Origin of the sequence: Bifidobacterium catenulatum DSM 16992 = JCM 1194 = LMG 11043 (genome assembly GCF_001025195.1) — a bacterium.
In the GTDB taxonomy this organism is placed as follows: Bacteria; Actinomycetota; Actinomycetes; order Actinomycetales; family Bifidobacteriaceae; genus Bifidobacterium; species Bifidobacterium catenulatum.
Map to the genome: position 1 here is coordinate 743,783 of NZ_AP012325.1, position 15,210 is coordinate 758,992.

A 15,210-nucleotide genomic window follows, 5' to 3' on the forward strand; every position below is an offset into this window, starting at 1 on the left:
GTAGAAGCATTCGAAGAAGGGAACAGAATTCACCATGTGGTCCATCACTTTGAAACTCATGCGAAAAACCAAGCGCATGCTCATACCCGCAGGCATCGCCATCATGATCGGCACGGCGTTCATCGCCAGCACCTTCCTGTTCGGCAATGCCATGAACGACTCCCTGACACGGCGGCTGACCGCTATGTTCGGAAACGCCAACTATGCGGTGACCGTCAACAGCTCCGACCTGAGTGATGAGGAACTCAACGAAGCGTACTCCAGCACTGTCGGCGACTTCCATCTCGACCAGATCGCCGGCATCGAAGGAGTCGACGGCGTCCGCGCTTCGGTGGAAACCGGCGCCAGCGTTTCCAAGGGAGACAGCACCATCAGCGGTGAGATCATCTCCACCGCGGCACAGAAGAACATGCTTCCCGTGAATATTACGGAAGGGGACCAGCCGAAGGACTCCAACGAAGTCGCACTGCCGGAAGACATGGCGAAACAGCTGAACGTCGGCATTGGCGACACTGTAAGCCTGACCTCCCAATATGCGGTAGGCACCGATGGCAAAGCCAAAGCGGACAACGTGCGCGTGGTCGGACTCACCTCCGATCCGAACGGCGCTTACTCGTACTATGGTGGCGCGATTGTAGGATCCAACAATCTGCTTGCCGCAATGCAGGGAACGGACGATTTCAACACCACCGGAACAACAACGGTATATCTCGACCTTGCCTTGGATGGAAACAGCGCATCCGCAAAAACCATCAACAGTGTGAAAGCGTTGCTGCCAAAGCATTTCGATTTGATGCCGCGACAGCAGGTCAGTGACGAAAGCATCAAATCCTTAAGCGGCAACCAAACCAACATCGTCACCACATTCCTCATGTGCTTTGGCGTGCTTGCCATGTTCGTGGCGGCACTGGTGATCGCCAACACGTTCCAAGTGCTCGTGGCGCAACGCCGCCGCACACTCGCCTTGCTGCGCACCATCGGCGCGAAGAAAGGCCAGCTGTATGGTTCCGTGCTGTTCGAGGCGGCAGTGCTTGGCTTCGTTGCATCCGTGCTTGGCGTGGTGCTGGGCAGTCTGCTCATGTGGGGCATGTGCGTCAGTGACATCATGCAAGAGGGTATGCGATTCAATTTCTCTTGGCAGGCCGCCGTCGTACCTATTCTCTTCGGTATTGTGGTGACGGTGCTCGCATCCTTGGGATCCGCACGTTCCGCTACTGCGGTGACGCCATTGGAGGCATTGCGCCCGATTGAACTGACCGACAACCGTCATTCCAGCCTCACTCGAGCCATAATCGGTATTCTGATGGTGGTGGTCGGTATCGCCATGGCAGTATTTTCCATCTGGCAGGTACAAGCCACCAATGGCGGCGAGGAAGCGAACAGCGATCAATTCACGATGATTCTGCTCATAGCCATCGCCGGCGCCGCACTGGTGTTCCTCGGCATGGTGATCACCGCGGTGTTCTGGATGCCGACCCTCATGAAGGGCGTTGGATCGTTGGCCTCACTGACAGGCCCTTCCGCAACGGTTGCGCACGCCAACATTCAGAAGAATCCGCGACGCATCGCAGCAACCGGTGCTGCTCTGCTCATCGGTGTCACCTTGGTTTCCACCATCGCAACCGGTGCCGCTAGCGCCAAAGAGACTATGAATGGTGCGCTCGCCACCCGTTATAGCGTCGACATCGTGGCTATGGGCGATGGCATCAGCCAGCAAATGGCCAAGGATGTAGCCGACATCAACGGCGTGTCCGACATGTTGTATGCGCCGGCGGTTTCCGTGACCTTGGAGAAAGCGGATGGAACCCGGCCTACGTCCGCATTGCTGGTCGGTGTGAAGAACATCGATCAGGTCAAGCGGGTCATGCGTGCCAACTTGGGTAACGCCTCCATCGACAGTGATAGCGTTCTCATGCCAACATACAATGCGCAAACCGGCAAGGAGCTGCAGTTCGCCAATGGCACGGCTGATTTCTCTACCGAATGGAACCAGGACGGCGTCACTACGCGTTCGCTGACATTGCAAGCAAACCAAGCTGACTACCGTCGCGTATCCGCACAGTATGGAGCTGTCGGATTCGTGGATGAAAGCCATTTCACCAATGGTGACCTTGATGCTGCCACCCATGTGTTGCTGGTCAAAGCAGATACTGACAAGTCGGGAGTTTCCGTCGACGGCATCTACAACGACATGCAGGCCGCATTGGAAAAGAGCACTGGCGCGACAGTGACCGGACCGATCGCCGAACGCATCGTATGGGCGAACATGATCGACTCCATGATGATGCTTCTGGTGGGATTGATCGCCGTGGCCGTGCTCATCGCACTTGTCGGCGTAGCCAACACGCTGTCGCTGTCAGTGATCGAACGCACCCGAGAATCCGCCACACTGCGTGCCATCGGCATGACTCGAGGCCAGTTGCGACGCTCCCTGGCGGTGGAAGCCCTGCTCATCTCGCTGGTATCCGGCATCGCGGGCGTACTACTTGGCACCCTGTTCGGCTGGCTGGGCGCATACGTGGTGTTCAGTATGTACGGCAAAGTGGTGTTCCCGTTCGAATGGGGCATTAACGGCATCGTACTCGCCGTGGCAGCCGTGGCAGCATTGCTCGCCAGCGTATTCCCCGCACGCAGGGCAGTGAGCACGCCTCCTGTTGAGGCGCTCGCCGAAGCCTAAGCTTCATAGCAAACATAACGAAAAGGACTCCTGCCACAAACATGGTAGGAGTCCTTTTTGCGTATCATGCATACGCAAAACAACAAATCAATCAGACCAAATGGTTTTCGTAAGCGAACACCACCGCCTGCACACGGTCACGCGCATTGATCTTCGCCAGAATATGAGCCACATGCGTTTTCACCGTTGGCAGGCTGATGAAAAGCTTGTCGGCAATCTCCTGATTCGACAATCCATGCGCGATCTCAATAAGCACTTCGCGCTCGCGATCGGTCAGTTCATCTAATTCCGGATCGGTGTACGTCGAATCAGAAGTGGAAGAAGCAGTGGAATTTCCATGTGCGCCAACATTCGCAGCCATGAAATCGCCTTCCATCATTTTCTCGATAAGACGTTTCGTGGCGGACGGTGCGATAATCGCATTACCTTGAAAAACCGTGCGAATCGAATTCAACAACGTTTCCGGTTCCGTATCTTTCAGCAGAAAACCGGAAGCTCCGGCAGTGATTGCAGCCATAACATATTCATCCAAATCGAATGTCGTCAAAATAATCACTTTGGTACGGGCGACTTCTGATTGCGTTCCATCGGCAGCGAAGCGATGCTGCAACGCACTGATCTGCCGAGTCGCCTCGATACCATCCATGCCAGGCATACGCACATCCATCAACACCACGTCAGGATGCAGCGTTTCCGCCAACGCCAAGGCTTCCGCGCCATCGCGAGCCTGTGCCGCGACCGCCATATCAGGTTGGGAGCCGATCACCATGGCGAAACCGGCACGTACCAATTCCTGATCATCGGCAATGACCACACGAATCTTCTGTTCTTTACTCATACTCTCCACCTTATCGGCATTGTTCCGCTCACAGCGCGAAACAAACCCTTAAATCTCCCTGAAAAACTTGAACCGGCTATCGAGACGCGCGCTGCAGCTGCTCTTCCAGCGGTGCAGCGGGCCTCAACTGCAGTTCGCTCGCGCTACCGGCATGAGCGTCATCGCTGAAACCAGTCTCACGAAGCACACCAAGCAGTTCGCGCATACGCTTAAGTGCGGCGCGCCCCTGTTCTCCAATGGCTTTGAACGCTGCGGAAATCTCGTCGGCGGTAGGCTCTTTGCCTTGTGCTTCGGCGCTATCCAGCATGCGGATACCATCGACGGCTTGACTAATCACGCTGTTCAACGTGGCGGTGACTTCAGCCTGAATGCTGGCACTGATACGGTCACGTTCCATATTCGCCGCGAGAATACGCTGCTTCTCCTGCTCGGCCACCAGCGCTTCCTCTCGCGCCTGCAACACCAGTGCGTTTGAATCACTGGAACGAGCCCAACGTGCCCACGCTATAATGCCGGCGCACAGCATCAGCACTGCAACCGTATACATAACGCCGGTAAAGAACGCCGCCGTATTACTTGACGTGACTGAAACCGGTTTCGTCAAGCCTGCAAAAGCGGCGATGGCGCCGAACAAGGTAGTGTATCCGTGTTGATCAGCCGCGATTTTTAAGCCCATCAGCACCGAACAGGTAGCGGCGGCAAGACCGGTCCAACGCCATGCGTGTTCACGCCCATACAATACGGCTGAATACAGCGCACACAGCGACGCTACGATATGTCCAACCTCAATCGATCCCAAAAACACCAATTGCACAACCGACAATACGAACACAATAAGCGCGCAAGTCTCGGGGAGCCTGCGTCGAAGAGCCAGCGCCAGCAAGCAGCATGCGGCGATCGCATGAGAGAGCTGCGCCTGAGGTGAACTATCAAAAAAGAGCGTAACCGACATGCGATTCAGCAGCATGACCAATGCCACGGCACCAACGGAATCCATGAGCGCATAATGGTGCTGCGTCCACGCGGAAACACGTTCCACCCAATTCAGTCCTCGCGAATTGGATGTATTTGCAAGTTCTACGGATTTCAGTTTCAACGATTTGAGCAAATCATGCAGATTGGGTGCGGTGATGCGCAAATGTTGCAGGGCATTCGAACGATGATCGCGACCGGTCGGTTGGTTGGTTTCCTGCGTCTGCTCCGATGGCTGATCTGGGATTCGCGCCGATATGTTGACGACTGTGTGAGGTGCGATTGTTTCGTCGGATAGTTTCGCTTTGCTGGATATGGTAGTTGTGTTGCACGATTCGGACTGTTCCGAGGCATACTGTTCGCCGGTTTCTTCTGTCACCTGTTCTTTACCGCCGTAAGGCAGGGTGGCCATGACTTCGAAGCCTCCGCCGAGTTGGGGGCCAGCCTGCAACGAGCCTCCGGCCGATTCGATGCGTTCTTTCATGCCCAGCAGGCCGTAACCTGGCGTATGCCCGTCGATATTGGCCGCCGCGCCATGACCATTGTCGGTGATGGTCAAAGTGAGCAAACCGTTGTTCCATGACTCTTTAATGTGCACATTGACGTGCGGCCCCGCATACTTGCGGATATTCGTCAGTGCCTCCTGCACTACATGGTAGGAAGCTATCGAGGCTTGTTCGCCGAGTTGTTCTGGGCTGGCGATGCCGGTGATATTCCGTCGGATTCGAATGTCGGGGGAGACGTTTTGCGCTTGTTCCACAAGATTGCCGATATCGTTATAATCGGCGTGCGGTGAACCCCCGAATACTCCCAGAAGACGTTGCATGTCATGCAGTGCGCGTTCCGATTCGTGTCGAATCGTCTCCATGGTGTTTCTGGCTACCGCGGGATCATGCGTGCCTGCATAGCGACCGCCATCAGACTGCACGATGATGATTGACAGGGTGTGCGCCACCACATCGTGCATGTCGCGTGCGATGCGTGCGCGTTCCGCCAACGCGGCGATATCGCGTTCGTTCTGGTCTCGCGCGGCGATTGCCTCATTGCGTTCCCGCATCATGCGAATGGTTGCCAGACGGGCACGCTGCCAGAACGCTACAATGACGGTGGAAATAATGCATACTTCGAAAATCGGCGTCAGTACCAGCATGTATTGCGCCATCATGTCGGCGACTTCCGACATGGATGTTCCTGTGTAGATGGAGCCGAGAGTGTCTTCCGTGACCATAACGCCATTTGGATTTGGGTCATTCCAGCTGCTCCATGTATGCACTTTGCCTCCGGTGAGCAGTGGTCCATTGGTCATGGTCCATGCCACCAGCGCCGAAGCCAGAAGACCGATGGTCAACGCCAGAATAATGAAGGCTTTCGTGTTTTTGGGATTGCCGTAGACGATCACTGAATACAGCATGAACAATGCCAGAATATCGGCGCCCAACAGGCAAGGGCCGAATATGAGATGCGCCAAGGTCAATGCCACGCAGAGCAACGCTCCGGTCTGCGGCCACCATCGACGGATTAGCAGCGGAATAAGCATTGCCGCTTCCCATGCCATCTGCGTGGAAGGCTTAAGGTCAAACAGCAATCCCGGATTATAGGTGATGCTGCCGGTCACGCCGAACAGCAGAACACCTATAACAAGCGTGATGATGAGATCGCCGGCGAAAACATGGCCATGCATCCATGACAAGAGACGCTGCTTGAGATTCGACATACGTTCCACCCTAGCGCCAGATATGCTGTGACGCCATCATGCGCAGGAATGAAATAGCGGTAAGATAAAGCCGCTTTTGTGAGGTAAGGTTGTCTCCGCATGTGGGTGAGATGGAAGCCATCAAAAAGTCACTACCCGCATTGAACATGCCGATGATGCCAAGGGAAAGGTGAATGCATGACGTTGCTGAGCGAATACTACGTGCCCGGATTGCATATTGAGGATCGTTCCATCAAGGTGCCGTTGGATTGGACGGGCCACGAGCCTGGTCATGGGTTCGATGGCGAATCGATCAGCCTGTTCTACCGTGTGGTCACCTCTCCCGAACATGTGCATGACGACCTGCCGCTGCTCGTGTTCCTGCAGGGTGGTCCCGGTGGTTCCGGTCCGCGTCCGCTCGGCCCAAGTTCCGATGGTTGGATCGAGGAGGCCATCAAGCATTTCCGCGTGGTGTTGCCGGATCAACGTGGTACGGGGCGTTCGTCTCGTGTCGATACGCATGTGATTGAGGGCATGGACGGTGACGGCAAGGCAGGTGCCGCGTTTTTGAAGCGTTTCCTCGCCGATTCGATCGTTCGTGACTTCGAGCATCTGCGTCGTACCGAATTCGGGGGCGCACGTTGGGTCACGCTTGGTCAAAGCTATGGCGGATTCCTGACGCTGACGTATCTTTCGCTGTTCCCGCAAGGAGTTATCGCTAGTTTCACCACGGGTGGCATTCCGCATGTTCCCGCCGATGCGACCGACGTGTACCGTCATACGTTCCCGCGCATGGCGGCAAAGACGAAGCAGTTCTACGAGCGTTACCCGATCGATATCGAACGTGCCGCGGCCGTCGCCGACATTCTGCAGTCGCGCAAGGTCGCATTGCCGAACGGCGATCCGCTCACGGTGGAACGTTTCCAATGCTTGGGATCCGATTTCGGCATGAAGCCAAGTTTCGAACGCGTGCATTGGATTCTTGACCAGGCATTCCTTGACGGCGACGGTTCGGCCTCGACCTCGGCGGAACTGTCTGACGAATTCCTGTCTTCCGTGATGAATGCGACTTCATCTCGCCCGCTGTATTGGCCGTTGCAGGAGTTCATCTACGCCAACGGTGAGCTGGAAACGCCGATTTGCTGGGCCGCCCAGCGCGTGCGCGGCGAGCATCCGGAATTCGCGGGTGACATTCGTCCGCTTAATTTCACCGGCGAGGCCATGTTCCCGTGGATGTTCGAGCAGGAACGTGCGTTGCGTCCGTTCAAACCAACCATGGACGTGCTTATGGAAGACACGCATTTCGGTACGATCTACGATGCCGACCAGTTGGCGCGCAATGAGGTTCCGCTGCAGGCTGCCGTCTATTTTGACGACATGTACGTAGATTCTGGATTGCAGCTCGACACGCTGTCTCGCATCGGTCGTTCACATTATTGGACTACCAATGAGTTTGAACATGACGGCGTGCATGGTTCAACAGTGTTCAGGCACCTGTTCAATGAAGCATTGAACCGCGGAGATTTGGCGGAGTTGTTCTGACGATCGTTCAGCAACGACGAGCATCGATAGCAAAGGAAAGAAACATGGCCAATCCAACCATCGGATTCATCGGATACGGCAATATGGCGCAGGCGATCGCCGAAGGCCTGGTCAATGCCGGCACAATCAGCGGCGACGACATTGTGGCTTGTGCGGCACACTATGACAAGCTGGAACGTAACGCCGCCAAACTTGGTGCGAAAGCGGTGCATACCGCTGCACAAGTGGCCGAAGCTGCCGACGTGGTCGTTATCGCCATCAAACCGTATCAGATTGAAGCGGTGATCTCACCGATCGTTGACAAGCTGGCGCAGCCAAACACCATCGTCGTGTCCATTGCGGCAGGCTGGGATCTGAACAAATTCCATGACCTGTTCGGAACGTCTTTCGAACAGGCGCACATTCAATGCACCATTCCGAACACGCCGATGGCTGTCGGCAAAGGCGTGCTGGTCGCGGAAATCGACAACACGCTCACGCAGGAACAGACGGAAACCTTCGAAAACCTGTTTTCGTCAATCAGCCTGATCGAACGCGTGGACACCGCACACATGGGCATCGGCATGTGTATTGCCGGCTGTGCGCCGGCCTTCACCGACATGTACATCGAAGCATTGGGCGATGCCGGTGTGAAATATGGATTGCAGCGTGCCACCGCGTATCGTCTGGCCGCCAAAATGGTGGAAGGTGTGGGTGCGCTCTATTTGGCCGACGAAATGCATCCGGGTGCCATGAAAGACGCTGTCTGCTCTCCAGGGGGCACCACCATCAAGGGTGTCGCATCGTTGGAGGAAAGCGCGTTCCGTGGTGCCGTGATCAAAGCGGTCGACGCCATCGAAGCCTAATACTAAGCTAAGGAACCATGTCTCTTACTATCGGAATCGTCGGACTGCCGAACGTCGGCAAGTCCACCATGTTCAACGCATTGACCCGTAACAACGTTCTGGCGGAAAACTATCCGTTTGCCACCATCGAACCGAACACCGGCATCGTGCCATTGCCGGATGACCGTCTGCCAGTGCTTGCCAAGCTCGTGCACACGGAGAAGATCGTGCCGGCCACCGTCACCTTCGTCGACATCGCAGGCATCGTCAAGGGCGCTTCGGAAGGCGAAGGCCTGGGCAACAAGTTCCTCGCCAACATTCGCGAAGCCGACGCGATCTGCGAGGTCGTGCGTGCCTTCGAAGACGATGATATCGTGCATGTCAACGGCAAGGTCGATCCGTCCGACGACATTGAAACCATCAACACCGAGCTGATCCTCGCCGATCTGCAGACCATCGAGAACGCGCTGCCGAAGTTGGAGAAGGATTTGCGCGGCAAGAAGATCGAACCGGCCTACATGGAGGCCGTCAAGCAGGCGAAGACCATTCTTGAAGCCGGCGAAACCATTGATAAGGCGGCTCGCGAAGGTCGTTTCGACAAGGACTCCGTCTACGATCTGCACTTGATGAGCGCCAAGCCGTTCATCTACGTGTTCAACGTGGACGATGCCGAACTGCAGAACAAAGACATGCAGGCCAAGCTCGCCGCATCCGTGGCTCCGGCTCCGGCCATTTTCCTCAACGCGCAGTTTGAAGCCGACCTGACCGAACTCGACGAGGCTGACGCTCGCGAGATGCTTGCGGACGCAGGTCTTGAGGAGTCCGGATTGGATCAGTTGGCGCGAGTCGGCTACGATACGCTCGGCCTTTCCACCTTCCTCACTGCAGGCGAGAAGGAAGTGCGCGCATGGCAGATCCACAAGGGCTATACCGCGCCGCAGGCTGCCGGCGTGATTCATACGGACTTCGAAAAAGGCTTCATCAAGGCCGACATCGTCTCCTACGACGATTTCGTGGCTGCCGAAGGCTCCATGGTCAAGATCAAGGAGGAAGGCAAGCTACGCCAGGAAGGCCGCGACTACGTGATGCAGGACGGCGATATCGTCGAATTTAAATTCAACGTCTCCAAAAAGTAAGTGTTTCTCTGGCTCCCCTCTTTGAGGGGAGCTGTCGCTACAAGCGACTGAGGAGCGGCACGGATAAGGCCTGAGAAGTCGTCTTCTCAGGCCTTTGTCATGACATTGTTCTGCAAGGACTGGCTGCTGCAGCAGCATAATGTGTGTTTTATTATTCGGCCTTGGCGGCTTGCTGGTCAATCCAATTGTTGACGTCGGTGACCGCCTCGTCAAGGGTTGCTTTGGCGGCTTTGCAGTATTTGGAATCTACAGGTTGACGATTTCCGCGCCGAACGGCCAGAGCGCAAGCTTGGCCATCTTGAATGATTGCAATCCGAACGGAATACCGATAATGGTGATGCAGTTGAGCACGCCGGCTCCCAGATAGCCGAGCGCCATCCACCAGCCGACCAGCACCACCCACAGGATATTGCCGAGAACTCGCATGATTTGCCCCTTTCCGATTCCGGTCGATGCCTCGCATGTTCAGCTTCACTATTTTGCCAGACAGCATGACGGAAACGCGAGACGTAACCCTTAGCTCGCCCCTGATCCATTCTCGGACCGCTATTCAGGCGGATCGTATGCGGTAAGCCCAATCCTTTTGTGAAGATTTTGTGTATTGTCGGGCATACGTGGTTTTCACCGTCGATTTGAATGATGATAGGCTTCTCGATGTCTGCCGTATGAAGACCCATCAAGGAGATGCCATGAACCTGTATCGCTACGCGATGTTCATCGCACGCGCCTGCCGTGGGTCGTTCGTCGGCAATGTTCTGTTTGCCAATCCGCAAATGGCCCTATTCTCGATGCTGGTGTAGCGGGGACACGCCTTATGCCGGGATGTACCGATGGCCCATCCGCAGTCGACGTCGCATGAATCGCTCACCATAGCCATCAACTTACGCAAAGCCGCGAATCGTTTGCCGTATATGAATGCGGAACGGATGGCGGCTTTTCCTTTACCCCGGACTCATCAGTGTCCCCGCGTCTTGACACAAGTATGGGGCCGGATCGTCCATACATGCCGTTACCAACAGAAGGAAATGCTGTGACCTCACAGAAGACCGCGGAATTCGGGTCCGCCGCCAGTTCCGTAAAGCCTATTGATTCGCACGCCCGATTCATCGTCGTGGGCGTGATCGTCGTCGGCTCGTTCATCGCGCTGCTCAACCAGACCGTCATGTCACCGGCCTTGCCGGCACTGATGCGTGATTTCAATATCACCACCGGCACCGTGCAGTGGGTGACCAGCGTCTACATGCTGGTCTCGGGCATCATGGTGCCGATTTCAGGCTATCTGATTGATAAATTCTCCACCCGAAAGCTCTTCGCCGGAGCTCTTGCCACTTTCATGGTCGGCACACTGCTGTGTGCCGTCGCGCCGAATTTCATGCTGTTGCTCGTCGGACGCATACTGCAATCCGCCGGCTCCGGCGTGCTGTTGCCATTGGTCGCCGTAGTGCCGATGCTCGTCTATCCGCCGGATAAGCGCGGCACCGCCATGGGCATGGCCGGTATCGTCATGGCCGCCGGCCCGGCTATCGGCCCGGTTGTCGGTGGTCTGGTGATTGACAGTTTCGGATGGCGCCCGATGTTCATTGGCATCGCAGTTGTGGCACTGGTCATCCTTGTCGGAGGCACGATGATGCTCAAGAACGTCGGCGAGTTGAAGAACCCAAAGCTCAACATCCTGTCCGTGATCCTTTCGACCATCGCGTTCGGTGGCCTGCTCTATGGCTTCTCGTCTGCTTCCACGATGGGATGGACCAGTCCGGTCGTCATTATTTCAATCGTCGTTGGTCTTGTGGCCTTCGTCGCATTCGTATACAAGCAAGTCAAGCTCGATGAGCCATTGTTGCGCGTTGACACCCTTGCCACCCGCAACTTCCGCAACTCCGCGATTCTGGTCACTCTGATTAACGCCGCAGTCGCCGCAACCAACGTGACGTTGCCTATCTTCATCCAGAATGTACTCGGCCAATCCGCCACCGTCACCGGCATGGTCATGCTGCCTGCCGCGGCGGTCGGCATCATCCTGAGTCCGGTCGCCGGTGCCGCATTCGACAAATTCGGCCCGCGCGGCGTGGGCATCGGCGGCCTTGCGCTCATGACCATCTCTCTTGGTCTTCTCGGCACCATCAACACCAGGACATCAGTGCTGTTTGTCGCCGTGTTCTGCGCATTGCAGGCATCCGGTCAGGCTATCGCCAACATGCCGATCAACACTTGGGGCGTCAACGCTTTGCCGAACGACATGATCGCCCATGGCAACGCCATCGCCAACACCGGCCGCCAGATCGCGGCAGCCATTGCGACCTCGCTTCTGGTCACCGCAGAAACATCCGTGACCGCCTCGCACATGTCCCAGGGTGTGAAGTCCGCCACGGCCAGCGGCATCGCGTTCTCCTACCTGCTGTGCGCCGCCATCTCGCTGGTCGCCCTGATCATCTGCATCTTCACCGTCACCAGCCGTGCCAAGGAGAAGGCCGCACGCAACGCCAAGGCCTACGAGGCGCAAGCCTCCGCCGAAGTCGCGGTCGAAACCACTGAAGGCCAGCCCGCCGAGCATCACTACGCCGGCGCATACGTGGCCCCCGCCGCCTCCCTGTTCAAGCAGGCCCAGGAACAGTCCATCGGCGGGATCATGGACGATCAGCCCTACAGCTGCCTGGACAGCGATGACATCACGCATGTGGTGCGCGAGTTCATCCGCCTCAACGTCTCCAGCCTTCCCGTGGTGAACGGCGATGGCAGGCTCGTCGGCTTCGTCAGCGACGGCGATGTCATGAAATCGATTGCCACCTATGAATCCCGTACGGTTCCCACCGGCACCGGTTCGACGATGGTGGTGTTCGACGACGAAACCGTGGCCTCCAAGGTGCAGGCGCTCTCCGGCAAGAAGGTGATGGACATCGCCACGCGTAAGGTCGTTGCCGCCACGCCCGACCAGCATGTTGGAGAGGTGGCCCGAATCCTCGCCAAGAAGCAGTTCAAGAAACTGCCGGTGGTGGATGGTGATGGCAGACTCGTCGGTGTGATCCGCCGTAAGTCCGTGATGGAACATGCCTTCGACGCGCTGTTCCCAAAGGATGATCGGTGATTCGGCGTCATCATCGCTGAATAGAATGAATGAAATATGAGGCTTCCCTTCTCGCGGGGGAAGCCTCATTGCTTTGTCCGCGGAGTCTTACGGCACCTGCGCAAGGGCAACGTCACGCCTTCATGATGCACTATTGAATAGTGTGTTCCTATCGTTGCATGGTGACGCTAACGCATGGCGTCACGATACTGAAGCCTGCCATCTAACGGCGGGTACGGCTCGTTGCTGGAGTCGTGCACGCATACGCGCGTCGGCGTGCGTGGGATGTCCATTCAGGTTTTTCCCATCTTCGGACTCGTAAAATAGGTGAGGTTAACAAGACGAAGAACGATGACATCCGTCGATTCGCAAGGGGTGGACGCATATGGATTATCAGTATCAGGCCGTTGAACAGCCTTCCAATCCCCGCAAAACCTGGCCGATTGTCCTTTCCGTGGTCGTGGCGCTCACTGTGGCATGCGGCGCAGGAGTGTACGTCTACCACAACAAACGGCAGGAGGCGTTGGACACATGCCGGCAATCGCTTGCGGAATTCAGCTCGGCCCGTAAGGCCGTGCTCGACACATCCGAAAACGGTAGCGAGCTGCAGAAATTGATCCGTGGTGCGCTCGGCGTGAACGACATCATCGACGCGTTCGCGGACGCGGCCACCAGCGCAGAGAACACGGTCGATACGGAAGGCTGTAAGGCGGACGCCACCATCACGCAGCTCAATCTCATCGCCAAAACACTAGACAGCGCCACGGATTCCCTGAATAACAGCCTGAAGGACATCCGGGAGAAGAACGGCACGAATGCGCTGCAGGATTCGCGGAACGATTCGGATGGCACGACAACGAACGGACCATCCTCCAATACTCAGTCCAATACGTCATCGGGGCAATTGCTCGACGTTCCTTCGAACGGTTCTTCCGCCACGGAATCGTTGGATGAATCGAAGAAGGAACTGCAGCAGTCGCTCGACAAGGCGGACAAATTGGTCAACAAGCTTGACAAGGACGAAACACTGACGTTGACTGGCCGTAAACTGCTGTCCGCATTGTCCAAAGCTGTGGATTCCGGTCAAAAACTCATTGAAAACAGCAATATCAAGGATTCCAAGTACTACAAGGCCGCCAAAGTCACGCTCGATGAGGCCATCGATGTGGCCGAGAATTGGGTGGACAGACAGGCGTCCAAAGCGCAATGACGATTCTCCCTCGTGCTGCTTCCATACGTGCGTCTAAAGTTTCCCGGAAAAACGTCGACGATTATGACATCAGAGAATATGACGCCATGACGGATGGAAGCGTAAGAGGGGATACGAATGGCGAAATCGGGGTGTGGGCCGTCGGGAAACATAGCGTTTGCGACCCCGGTCGCCCGTCCATATCCTAGGCGATCGGGTTCGCAAGACCGATTAGAAGAACAGCGCTGAGACTCCGGCCGCAAAGCACATCAGCAGCACGGACGTGATGAAACTGGCGAGGAACGCCTTCTGTCCCTTCTTGGCGATGGCGCTGAAATTCACGTTGATGCCAAGCGCGGCCATGGCCATGCCGAGCACGATGTACGCGAAATCGACCAGATTCGGTGCGATGGCACCGATGAACGGCACGAACGTGCCGATGATGGAAGCGCCGATGAAACCGAGCATGAACCATGGGAACGACACTTTGCGTTTACCGTCCGCTGGCATTTCGGAATGGTTTTTATCCCACCAAACGGCGATGACGATGGCTGCGAACACCAGCATCAGTACTCGCGACAGTTTCATGATGGTTGCGATGTCCACCGCGCCGAACGCGTCGCCGGCCGCCACGGCATGGGCGATTTCGTGCAAGGAAGCTCCGGCGGTAATGCCCAGCTGTGTCTTACTCAAACCGGTCAATGGTCCAAGGGTGATTTCCAGTAACGCGAAGATGGTGCCCATGATGGCGATGATGGCCACGGCCATCACTTCGTTGTTGGCTTTTTCATCCTCTTTTTCCGGCGGTACTTTGATGGAGCCAGACAATCCCATGACGGCGGCCGCACCGCAAATGCCGGTGCCGCCCGCCACCAGAATGGCGAGTTGCGGGTCGACGCCAAATTTGCGGGCGATGGCGTAGCACACCACGATGGTGAGTGTCACGACCACGGCCGCGATGGGCAGACACTTGATGCCTTGGGTGAACAATACGGTCAGATTGAGCTTGAATCCGAGCAGAATGATTCCCAGACGCAACAGTTTATTGGAAATAAGTCCTGCTGCGTCCTTCACGCCGGACCTGTGTTCCACGGAACGGCTGGAATACCATTTGCGAATCGGAAACTGGGCCGCCATGCCGATGAGCAATGCGATGATCAGCGCGCCGAACAGACTGAATCCCGGAAACTGTTTAAGCCACGAAGCCACTAGTGAGGCGGCCAAAGTGACGATGCCGACGAAAACCATTTCCTTGGTGGCTATGCGAGCCCACCATGT

Annotated in this window: 10 protein-coding genes and 1 pseudogene; 7 read left to right on the plus strand and 4 right to left on the minus strand. The window is 56.4% G+C overall.

From position 1 onward, the window contains the following. Window positions 1-34 precede the first annotated feature (34 nt). A complete protein-coding gene (locus BBCT_RS03120; protein ID WP_003836607.1) occupies window positions 35-2,677 on the plus strand; it encodes an ABC transporter permease in 2,643 nt (880 codons plus the stop codon). A 91-nt stretch (window positions 2,678-2,768) separates the two neighbouring features. On the opposite strand, the gene BBCT_RS03125 is transcribed toward BBCT_RS03120, so the two are convergent. Continuing rightward, the gene (locus tag BBCT_RS03125; protein WP_003836609.1) at window positions 2,769-3,515 is read right to left on the minus strand and encodes a response regulator; all 747 of its coding nucleotides are present in this window, start codon (window positions 3,513-3,515) and stop codon (window positions 2,769-2,771) included. A 76-nt stretch (window positions 3,516-3,591) separates the two neighbouring features. Next, entirely contained in the window at window positions 3,592-6,201 is a 2,610-nt protein-coding gene (locus BBCT_RS03130; RefSeq protein WP_003836611.1) for a sensor histidine kinase, read from the minus strand. A 177-nt stretch (window positions 6,202-6,378) separates the two neighbouring features. Between BBCT_RS03130 and BBCT_RS03135 the strand changes: the two genes are divergently transcribed. The 3 genes from BBCT_RS03135 to ychF are packed head-to-tail and all read left to right on the plus strand — an operon-like array spanning window position 6,379 to window position 9,682. Next, window positions 6,379-7,722 (plus strand): alpha/beta fold hydrolase, encoded by a 1,344-nt coding sequence (locus BBCT_RS03135; protein WP_003836615.1) that lies wholly within the window; start codon window positions 6,379-6,381, stop codon window positions 7,720-7,722. Window positions 7,723-7,766: 44 nt separating this feature from the next. Continuing rightward, the gene (gene proC / locus BBCT_RS03140; protein ID WP_003836616.1) at window positions 7,767-8,567 is read left to right on the plus strand and encodes a pyrroline-5-carboxylate reductase; all 801 of its coding nucleotides are present in this window, start codon (window positions 7,767-7,769) and stop codon (window positions 8,565-8,567) included. Window positions 8,568-8,584: 17 nt separating this feature from the next. Next, entirely contained in the window at window positions 8,585-9,682 is a 1,098-nt protein-coding gene (gene ychF / locus BBCT_RS03145) for a redox-regulated ATPase YchF (RefSeq protein WP_003836618.1), read from the plus strand. Between the two features lie 246 nt (window positions 9,683-9,928). Here the strand turns inward: ychF and BBCT_RS03150 are convergent. After that, a pseudogene (locus tag BBCT_RS03150) lies at window positions 9,929-10,099 on the minus strand (YccF domain-containing protein); the annotation flags it as partial. Between the two features lie 197 nt (window positions 10,100-10,296). Here BBCT_RS03150 and BBCT_RS09665 point away from each other — a divergent pair. The 3 genes from BBCT_RS09665 (at window position 10,297) to BBCT_RS03165 (ending at window position 13,953) form a co-directional block, all read left to right on the plus strand. Then, window positions 10,297-10,482, plus strand: coding sequence for a hypothetical protein (locus tag BBCT_RS09665; RefSeq protein ID WP_003836622.1), 186 nt, complete (start codon window positions 10,297-10,299; stop codon window positions 10,480-10,482). 230 nt (window positions 10,483-10,712) lie between these two features. Further along, complete coding sequence (locus BBCT_RS03160) at window positions 10,713-12,764, plus strand: MDR family MFS transporter (protein WP_033513274.1); 2,052 nt, start codon at window positions 10,713-10,715, stop codon at window positions 12,762-12,764. Window positions 12,765-13,128: 364 nt separating this feature from the next. Beyond that, complete coding sequence (locus BBCT_RS03165; RefSeq protein ID WP_003836626.1) at window positions 13,129-13,953, plus strand: hypothetical protein; 825 nt, start codon at window positions 13,129-13,131, stop codon at window positions 13,951-13,953. A gap of 210 nt (window positions 13,954-14,163) precedes the next feature. Here BBCT_RS03165 and BBCT_RS03170 read toward each other — a convergent pair whose 3' ends face one another. Then, entirely contained in the window at window positions 14,164-15,180 is a 1,017-nt protein-coding gene (locus BBCT_RS03170; RefSeq protein ID WP_003836627.1) for a YeiH family protein, read from the minus strand. Between the last annotated feature and the right edge of the window lie 30 nt (window positions 15,181-15,210).

Bases quoted from the DNA above. Each gene is read 5' to 3' on its own strand.
- BBCT_RS03120 (WP_003836607.1), top strand. From the start codon at position 35: ATGTGGTCCATCACTTTGAAACTCATGCGAAAAACCAAGCGCATGCTC.
- BBCT_RS03125 (WP_003836609.1), bottom strand. From the start codon at position 3,515: ATGAGTAAAGAACAGAAGATTCGTGTGGTCATTGCCGATGATCAGGAA.
- BBCT_RS03130 (WP_003836611.1), bottom strand. From the start codon at position 6,201: ATGTCGAATCTCAAGCAGCGTCTCTTGTCATGGATGCATGGCCATGTT.
- BBCT_RS03135 (WP_003836615.1), top strand. From the start codon at position 6,379: ATGACGTTGCTGAGCGAATACTACGTGCCCGGATTGCATATTGAGGAT.
- proC (WP_003836616.1), top strand. From the start codon at position 7,767: ATGGCCAATCCAACCATCGGATTCATCGGATACGGCAATATGGCGCAG.
- ychF (WP_003836618.1), top strand. From the start codon at position 8,585: ATGTCTCTTACTATCGGAATCGTCGGACTGCCGAACGTCGGCAAGTCC.
- BBCT_RS03165 (WP_003836626.1), top strand. From the start codon at position 13,129: ATGGATTATCAGTATCAGGCCGTTGAACAGCCTTCCAATCCCCGCAAA.
- BBCT_RS03170 (WP_003836627.1), bottom strand. From the start codon at position 15,180: ATGGTTTTCGTCGGCATCGTCACTTTGGCCGCCTCACTAGTGGCTTCG.